Annotated in this window: 5 protein-coding genes; all 5 read left to right on the plus strand. The window is 52.3% G+C overall.

All coding sequences use genetic code 11. From position 1 onward, the window contains the following. Positions 1–2,663 (plus strand): valine--tRNA ligase (locus VIN66_RS13360; RefSeq protein WP_331924440.1); only part of this gene is annotated, 2,663 nt, incomplete at its 5' end. A 325-nt stretch (positions 2,664–2,988) separates the two neighbouring features. Then, positions 2,989–4,461 carry a Na+/H+ antiporter NhaC family protein gene (locus VIN66_RS13365; protein ID WP_331924441.1) on the plus strand — a complete coding sequence of 491 codons (1,473 nt, stop codon included), beginning with the start codon at positions 2,989–2,991 and terminating at the stop codon, positions 4,459–4,461. A 157-nt stretch (positions 4,462–4,618) separates the two neighbouring features. Next, positions 4,619–5,110 carry a TIGR03546 family protein gene (locus VIN66_RS13370; protein WP_331924442.1) on the plus strand — a complete coding sequence of 164 codons (492 nt, stop codon included), beginning with the start codon at positions 4,619–4,621 and terminating at the stop codon, positions 5,108–5,110. Positions 5,111–5,120: 10 nt separating this feature from the next. Next, the gene (locus VIN66_RS13375; RefSeq protein WP_331924443.1) at positions 5,121–6,881 is read left to right on the plus strand and encodes a TIGR03545 family protein; all 1,761 of its coding nucleotides are present in this window, start codon (positions 5,121–5,123) and stop codon (positions 6,879–6,881) included. 145 nt (positions 6,882–7,026) lie between these two features. Next, positions 7,027–8,529, plus strand: a 1,503-nt coding sequence (locus tag VIN66_RS13380; RefSeq protein ID WP_331924444.1) for an efflux RND transporter permease subunit, incomplete at its 3' end; no start/stop codon positions are given.

Genomic DNA, 8,529 nt, shown 5'->3' on the forward strand with positions numbered 1-8,529 from the left:
ATCAGCGGATGCAGGGCAAAAACACGCTTTGGCAGGTCGGTACCGACCACGCGGGTATCGCCACTCAGATGGTGGTTGAACGTAAACTGGCAGCCGAAGGCTTACCTGGCCGGCATCAGCTGGGCCGCGATGCCTTCATTGAAAAAGTCTGGCAGTGGAAAGGCGAATCAGGCGGCACTATCACTTCGCAAATGCGTCGTTTAGGTAACTCTGTCGACTGGGAACGCGAGCGCTTTACCATGGACGAAGGTTTGTCTAACGCCGTGCAGGAAGTATTCGTCCGTCTGTATGAGGATGACTTAATTTACCGCGGTAAACGCCTGGTAAACTGGGATCCGAAGCTGCATACCGCGATTTCAGATCTGGAAGTGGAAAATAAAGAGCAAAAGGGCCACATGTGGCACCTGCGTTATCCACTGGCCGATGGCGCAACCACGGCAGATGGTAAAACGTATCTGGTGGTGGCAACCACCCGGCCGGAAACCATGCTGGGTGATACCGGCGTGGCAGTAAACCCGGAAGATGATCGCTACAAAGCGCTGATTGGCAAAGAGATTATTCTGCCATTGGTTAACCGCCGTATTCCGGTGGTGGCTGATGAACATGCCGATATGGAAAAAGGCACCGGTTGCGTCAAAATTACCCCGGCGCACGATTTTAACGACTACGAAGTCGGTAAACGCAGCCAGTTGCCAATGGTTAACATCATGACACCTGATGCCACCATCCGCGCAGAAGGTGAATGCTTCCACCCGAACGGTGAAGCCAACCCGGCGGTCAGCGCACCTATCCCGGCAGAATATCAGGGGCTGGACCGTTACGCTGCGCGTAAAGCTATCGTTGCCGCCTTCGACGCCGCTGGTTTACTGGAAAAAGTCGAAGATCACAACAATACCCTGCCATACGGCGACCGCAGTGGCGTGGTAATTGAGCCGCTGCTGACCGATCAATGGTATGTGCGCGTTGCGCCACTGGCGAAAACCGCTACTGAAGCAGTTGAAAGCGGCCAGATCGAGTTCGTGCCCAAACAATACGAAAACATGTATTACAGCTGGATGCGTGACATTCAGGACTGGTGTATCTCGCGTCAGCTCTGGTGGGGACACCGTATTCCGGCCTGGTACGATGAAAACGGTAAAGTTTACGTTGGCCGCACCGAAGCCGAAGTGCGCAGCAAGCATCAGCTGGCAGACAGCGTGAAGCTTTCACAAGATAACGACGTGCTCGACACCTGGTTCAGCTCTGCTTTGTGGACCTTCTCTACGCTGGGCTGGCCGGAAGATACTGACGCACTGCGTACCTTCCATCCGACCGATGTACTGGTAACAGGCTTCGACATTATTTTCTTCTGGGTTGCCCGGATGATAATGATGACAATGCACTTTATTAAAGATAAAGACGGCAAACCACAGGTACCGTTTAAAACCGTATACGTTACCGGCCTTATCCGCGATGAAAACGGCGATAAGATGTCAAAGTCCAAGGGCAACGTTATTGACCCGCTCGACATGATTGACGGTATCAGCCTGCCGGATCTGCTGGCCAAACGCACCAGCAACCTGATGCAACCACAACTGGCAGAGAAAATCGGCAAAGCCACTGAAAAGCAGTTCCCGGAAGGTATTACTGCTAGCGGCACCGATGCCCTGCGCTTTACCCTGGCGGCCTTGGCATCAACCGGTCGCGATATCAACTGGGACATGAAGCGCTTAGAAGGCTACCGTAACTTCTGCAACAAGTTGTGGAACGCCAGCCGCTATGTGCTGATGAATACGGAAGCGCAGGACTGTGGCTTTAACGGCGGTGATATGCAGTTATCGCTGGCCGATAAGTGGATTTTGGCGCAGTATCAGGGCACAGTAAAACAAGTACGGCAGTATATCGACACCTACCGTTTTGATATGGCCGCCAATGCTCTGTATGAGTTTACCTGGAACCAGTTCTGTGACTGGTATCTGGAGCTGACCAAGCCGGTGCTGTTTAAGGGCAATGAAGCGCAGCAACGTGCTACCCGGCACACGCTGGTAACAGTGCTGGAAAGCTTACTGCGCCTGATGCACCCGATAATGCCGTTTATTACCGAAACCATCTGGCAATCGGTTAAGCCGCTGGCAAACATTACTGCAGACAGCATTATGCTGCAGCCATACCCGGAAGTGGACAGCAGTCTTATCGATGAGACCGCCACCGCCGATCTGGAATGGTTAAAGGCGGTGATCACGGCTATCCGTAACGTGCGTGGTGAAATGAACATTGCGCCAAGTAAGCCACTGAGCATTTTACTGCGTAACCTTAGCAGTGAAGAGCAGCGCCGTTTAAGCGAAAACCAGAACTTCCTGATGAACCTGGCTAAGCTGGAAAACATCACGGTACTGGCGGCAGGTGAGCAAGCACCCGCCTGTGCAGCCCAGTTAATCGGCAGCATGGACCTGCTGATCCCGATGGCAGGCTTAATTGACAAAGATGCTGAGCTTAGCCGTATTGCCAAGCAGCTTGAGAAAACCCAACAGGAGCTGTCACGCGTAGCCGGCAAACTGGCTAACGAAGGCTTTGTTGCCAAGGCACCGGAAGCTGTGCTGGAAAAAGAACGCGCTAAACAAGCCGAACTTGAGCAAGCCGTTGCCAAACTGCAAGCGCAGCAAGCTGAAATCGCCGCACTGTAAGCGTTTCAAACAGCTGAAAGCCGGGTCTGAGTACCCGGCTTTTTTATAACTTTAGTTATGCCGCAACGCTTGAGCCTGCAAGGGCTGGCGCAAAGATTCCATTTGTAGAAAATAATATTTTTGCTATGATTGCGCGGTATTTCGGCAACTGGCTGATAATACGCTTGCACTGCGTATTTATGCAGTAAAGTCTGGTGTTTAGCGCCTCATTTTTAAGCGCAGCACGGCTGATACCGCAAGGAACCGCTCCGTTGACTCGGGTTATCTGCTGCAACGGTTCACTTAACTTTTATCCGGCCTGCCGGAATAACTTTGAGAATAATAAATGATGTCAGCAGATACCCTGGTCGAGAGTCTCGCCGAACCTGTTGCTACCGCGGCCGAAGCGGCCGCAGCTGCGCCAAGCGCGTTAAGTTTAATCCCGCCTATTGTTGTACTTGCGATAGCTATCTGGTTAAAACGGCCCATTCTGGCGCTGGTCATGGGCGCCATCGTTGGTTTATTGCTGTTGTCACCGGTAGGGGCGTTAGATAATTTCGCCGAAACCTCACTGCGGGTAATGCAGGATGAAACGATTGGCTGGTTAATTCTGGTCTGCGGTGGTTTTGGTTCGCTGATCGCGTTGCTGGTGCATACCGGTGGTGCTTTTGCCTTTGGCCGGGCGGCACAAAATATTGCTAAGGGGCGAAAATCATCACTGTTAATGACCTGCTTTCTTGGCATCGTCATTTTCGTCGATGACTACTTAAATGCGCTGACTGTTGGTGAAACCATGAAGCGTATTACCGACAAATACAAAGTATCGCGTGAGATGCTGGCCTATGTGGTGGACTCTACTGCCGCGCCTATCTGTGTGCTTATTCCAATTTCGACCTGGGCGGTATTTTTTGGCGGCTTACTGGTCGCTAACGATGTAGCGCCAGCCGGTGATGCCAGCGGTATTGCTACCTACATCTCTGCCATTCCATACATGCTGTATGCCTGGCTGGCCATGATCATGGTTATACTGGTGATCCTGGGCGTGGTGCCATTGTTTGGCCCGATGAAAAAAGCCGAACTGGCCGCACAACAAGCCACGGTTGCGGCCACCGATGCGCCGAATTCTGCCACTACCGCACAGGATACGCACTCAGCTGATGATTTTGCGGTGCAATCGTTTGAAGAAGAGTTTGATCAGGCCGACAAGCAAACCGGCAAACTGCATAACTTTTTACTGCCGATGATTATGCTGGTCGGGTTTACTGTCTGGTTTGACATTGACGTCTGGAAAGGCTTGCTGGTGACTTTTCTGCTGACGCTGCCACTGTATTTACTGCAGCGCTTAATGACAGTGTCTGAAATGATGGATCAGATGATCCACGGCTTTAAAACCATGCTGCCGGCGATTTGTACCGTTATTGCTGCCTTTGTGTTTAAAGATGTCTGTGACCAGCTTGGCTTACCCCAGTACATCATCGAGAACCTGGCACCTTATATGAGTGCGCAGCTGCTGCCGGCACTGGTGTTTTTATCGATGGCAATACTGGCGTTTGCTACCGGCTCATCCTGGGGCATTTTCGCCGTATCTATTCCTATAGTGATGCCGCTGGCATTTGCGGTTGAGGCGAATATTCCGCTGGTGATCGGTGCGCTGTTATCGGCCAGTTCTTTTGGCAGCCAGGCCTGTTTCTACAGTGACTCTACTGTACTGGCGGCGCAGGGTTCAGGTTGCAACCTGATGAGCCATGCGTTAACGCAGTTCCCCTATGCGTTTTTAGCGGCTGTACTGGCGTTCTTCGGCTTCCTGGCGCTGGCATAACACCGCGCCCAACCGGTACTGATAAAGGCGCTGATAACAGCGCCTTTATTTTTATCAGGCTATTTTCGGTACTGAACCCGTTTTTTGTCCCTGACAAAGCAGACAGACACTGTTACCTTATATAACAACAATCTATCTTCTGTTTACCGGAGTGTTTATGCTACCGCTACTGGCTAAAGTTCTTAAAGTGCTGAATTCCGAGGCCTCACCCTGGCAAATAGGCTGGGCCATTGCGCTGGGGTTATTTGTCGGTATTCTGCCGTTTGGACTGTTAACCCTGCTGCTGGTATTGCTGGTGTGTTTACTGACCATAAACCTGACCACCTTTATCCTGGTATGGGGCCTGACAGAGGGCCTGATGCTGCTGTTTGCTGAGCCACTGGAGCAGCTGACCTGGCAATACGCACAAAACGATGCCCTGCTGGCACTACTGGCAAAAACGGAAACTCTGCAGTTACTGCACCTACATCACACACTGACACTTGGCGCCTTTGTGCTGGGTGCCCTGTTGCTGCTGCCTGTAGCCTGGCTCAGCAAAGTGCTGGTGCAGCAATATCGCAGCCGGGTGATGACCAGCGTGGAAAAGTGGAAGCTGACGCAGATGCTCAAAGCCAGCAAGTTGTTTGCTTTGTACGAAAAGCTGAATTAAGGAGTAGCGCATGATCCGTAAATCCGGTTGGTTAGTTTTTATCGTTTTCTTCGCCGCTTTGCTGGCTCTGGTGTATTTATTGGCGGGGCCGGCTATTCGCTTAGGCATGGTATACAGCCTGGAGAAAGCCGTTGGCGCCGAAGTTAATATAAACAGTGTCTCACTTAAGCTGGCGCCGCTGGCGTTACAGGTTGAGGACCTGCAAATTACCAACGCCGCTAACCCAAGCCATAACAGCTTCAGCTTTAGCCAGGCAACGGCCGCACTGGAACTGTGGCCGGCACTGCTCGGTTATTATGTCGTCAATGAGCTGACAATTGATGGCCTGCAGTACGGCGCACAGCGCAGCAGACCCGGCGAGGTATACCGTACTCCGGGAGCAGATGGCGAAAAAATCGATATCGCTGAAGTGCTGCAGGTCGATTTGCCCAATGCAGACGAACTGATAGCCCGCGCTAACCTGCAAACGCCCGAAAAAGCTGAAGCACTTAAACAGCTCGCGTTGACCGAGCAGCAACAGCTGAAAGGTTTAAAAGACAAGCTGCCCGGTAAAGACACGCTGGAACAATATCAGGCAGATATTAAAGCGCTGACAGACAGCAAAATAACTAACGCCGCGGATCTGGCTGCCAAAGCGCAACAACTGCAACAGTTAAAAGACAAGTTAAACACCGAAAAACAACGGGTACTTGAAGCAAAGCAGCAGCTGACACAGAGCAAAGATACGCTGCAACAAGCGGTCGCTGAACTGAAAGCGGCCAGTGAAGCCGATTATGCCAAAGTGCAGCAGCTGGCGAATCTGAGCGACGGTGGCCTCGCCGGCATCAGCCAGATTTTACTCGGCGATGTCTGGGGGCAGCGTATTGCACAGCTGCAAAGCCTGTATCTGTTGGCGAAGCCATATTTGCCTGACGAGCTACCACAGAAAAACACAGAACCCGGCGAACCGGAAGTGGTGTTGCCGAACCGCATCCTGCCGTTACCCAGCCAGCCGTACCCTGATTTTTGGATAAAGCAGGCCAGAGTAAACTGGTTAATCGGTGGCGGTGAAGCCACCATCGCCATGCAGGATATTACTGCCCAGCATGCGCTGATAAACAGCGCGACCAAGTTTTCGCTGGATGTAAAACAACTGCCGCAACTGGCGGCATTTAACCTGCAAGGCGACTTTGCCATTCTGCAGCAAATGGTAACGAACCTGAGCTGGCAACTGGAAGGGCTGAACTTACAGCCGCTGACGCTGGGTAAAGACGACACAGCGCTAAGCATTACCGACGGCCTGATAAGCTCAAGCGGCAAGCTTAACCTGACAGATAACCAGATATCACAGCAAGCCAGTGTCATGTTAAAAGCAGCCAATTTTAGTAGTAGCGGTAATAAGTACTTACAGCAACTGGCCGAACTCCTGGATAAGCAAGCGCAAATCCCGCTGAATATTGCTGCCACTGGCCTGGTCAGCGCGCCTGAAGTCAGTATCCGTTCGTCACTGGATAAAATAATAGGTGACGCGCTGCTTGGCGAGGCGAAACAAAAGGTAGCGCAGTATCAAAGCGAGCTTAAAGCGAAACTGGATGCACAGTTACAGCAAGGGTTAGCCGGGCAGCAGGACTGGGCCGCGCTGCTGACAGAGCAGGATGCGGATGTCAGCAATATCAGCGACAGTATTGAAAATATGCTCAGCGCCAAACTGGCTGATGTGAAAGATCAGGCCAAAGATAAACTGAAAGACAAACTACTGGATAAGCTGGGCAAGAAAGATGAGCAACCTTAGGGCTGTAACAGGGTGTTACAGCCTGTAAGCCTTTATTAATGCGCCCCCGCCGGGCGCATAATTCCCTCCGTTTGCCCCATCACTGTCGCTTTTCTGCCGCCAGCGGATAAATTTCAAGCCAAATAAGTATACGGAATTACTCAGCATGAACCTCAGCCGTGCAGCGCTCAAAAACCCGGCCAGCGTCATTGTTATCGCCATTCTGATTTTACTGTTCGGCGTCATAAGCCTGCTTAAATTGCCGATCCAGATCACACCGGATATAGAACAACCGCAAATCTCTGTCTTTACCGGCTGGCGCTCGGCAGCACCGCAGGAGGTTGAAGCAGTCATTATTGAGCCTATTGAAAACGCCATTAAAAATACCCGCGGTGTGACGAAAGTTGAAACCAATATTCAACGCGGCTTTGGGTCTATCACCCTGACATTTGATATTGGTGCAGATATGCAGCAGGCCACGCTGGATGTGATTAACAACCTGAATCAGGCTCCGCCTTTACCACTGGATGCAATAGAGCCAACCGTTGTCGCCGGTGGCGGACAGAATACGCCTAATGCAGCATCTATCCTGATCCGGCCTTTGCCCGGCAACAACGTAAAAGATGTCGCTGGCTATCAGCAACTGATTGAAGATGTGGTTTACCCAAGGTTAAGCCGGATCCAGGGTGTCGGCCAGGTTAACCTGAACAGCCAGCGTCCGCGCGAGTTGCGTATTACCTTTGATGCACAGCGCGCCGCTGCCCTTGGTCTGAGTATCAACAACATTGCCACGCAACTTCGCGCCGCGACCGATGCTTCCGGCGGCTTCGCCGATGTCGGAAGGCGCCAGTACACGGTAAGGTTTGCCGGCCAGTTTAATCCGCAGTCATTGCTGGATATGATTCTGGCTTACAGCGGAGAGCGGCCTATATATCTGCGTGACGTCGCAACGGCCGAGCTGGGCTTTAGCGACCGCACCGGTTTTACACTGCGTAATGGTGCTCAGGCCTATTACATTACGATTGCCCGTAATAACGATGCCAACACCGTTGCACTGTTGGATGATATCAATCTGGCCATCAGCGAATTGAACGCCGGGCCGCTGCTCGAAGCCGGCTTGATGATGGATCTGAGCTTTGATGCTTCAGTGCATATCCGCAATGCGCTGGCACTGGTGAAAAGCAATCTCGGGCTTGGCGTAGTGCTGGCACTGGCATTGCTGTGGCTGTTTATGCGGGGCTGGCGCGCCACCGCTATTATCGCACTCAGCATTCCACTGTCACTGGCGATTGCCCTGCTGACACTGCAACTGCTCGGGCGCAGCCTGAATGTGATTTCACTGGCCGGGCTGGCGTTTGCGGTCGGCCTGGTGCTGGACGCTGCTATTATTGTGCAGGAAAACATCCTGCGCTTAAAAAGCGAAGGCTTAGACGACAAGAAAGCTGCGCTGCGCGGGGCGGCACAGGTAAGCGGTGCTCTGCTGGCTTCTACCGCCACCACAGTGGCAATATTCTTACCGATACTGTTTATGGCCGGTATCGAAGGCCAGTTATTTTCTGATCTGGCGCTGACATTGTCGGTCGCCGTATGCAGCAGCTTTATCGCCGCCATTACCGTGATCCCGCTCGCCAGCCGCTACTGGCTGCCGGCAGCACAACAAACCGACCCT

This window comes from Rheinheimera sp. (genome assembly GCF_036568245.1).
In the GTDB taxonomy this organism is placed as follows: domain Bacteria; phylum Pseudomonadota; class Gammaproteobacteria; order Enterobacterales; family Alteromonadaceae; genus Alishewanella.

Bases quoted from the DNA above. Each gene is read 5' to 3' on its own strand.
- VIN66_RS13375 (WP_331924443.1), top strand. From the start codon at position 5,121: ATGATCCGTAAATCCGGTTGGTTAGTTTTTATCGTTTTCTTCGCCGCT.
- VIN66_RS13365 (WP_331924441.1), top strand. From the start codon at position 2,989: ATGATGTCAGCAGATACCCTGGTCGAGAGTCTCGCCGAACCTGTTGCT.
- VIN66_RS13370 (WP_331924442.1), top strand. From the start codon at position 4,619: ATGCTACCGCTACTGGCTAAAGTTCTTAAAGTGCTGAATTCCGAGGCC.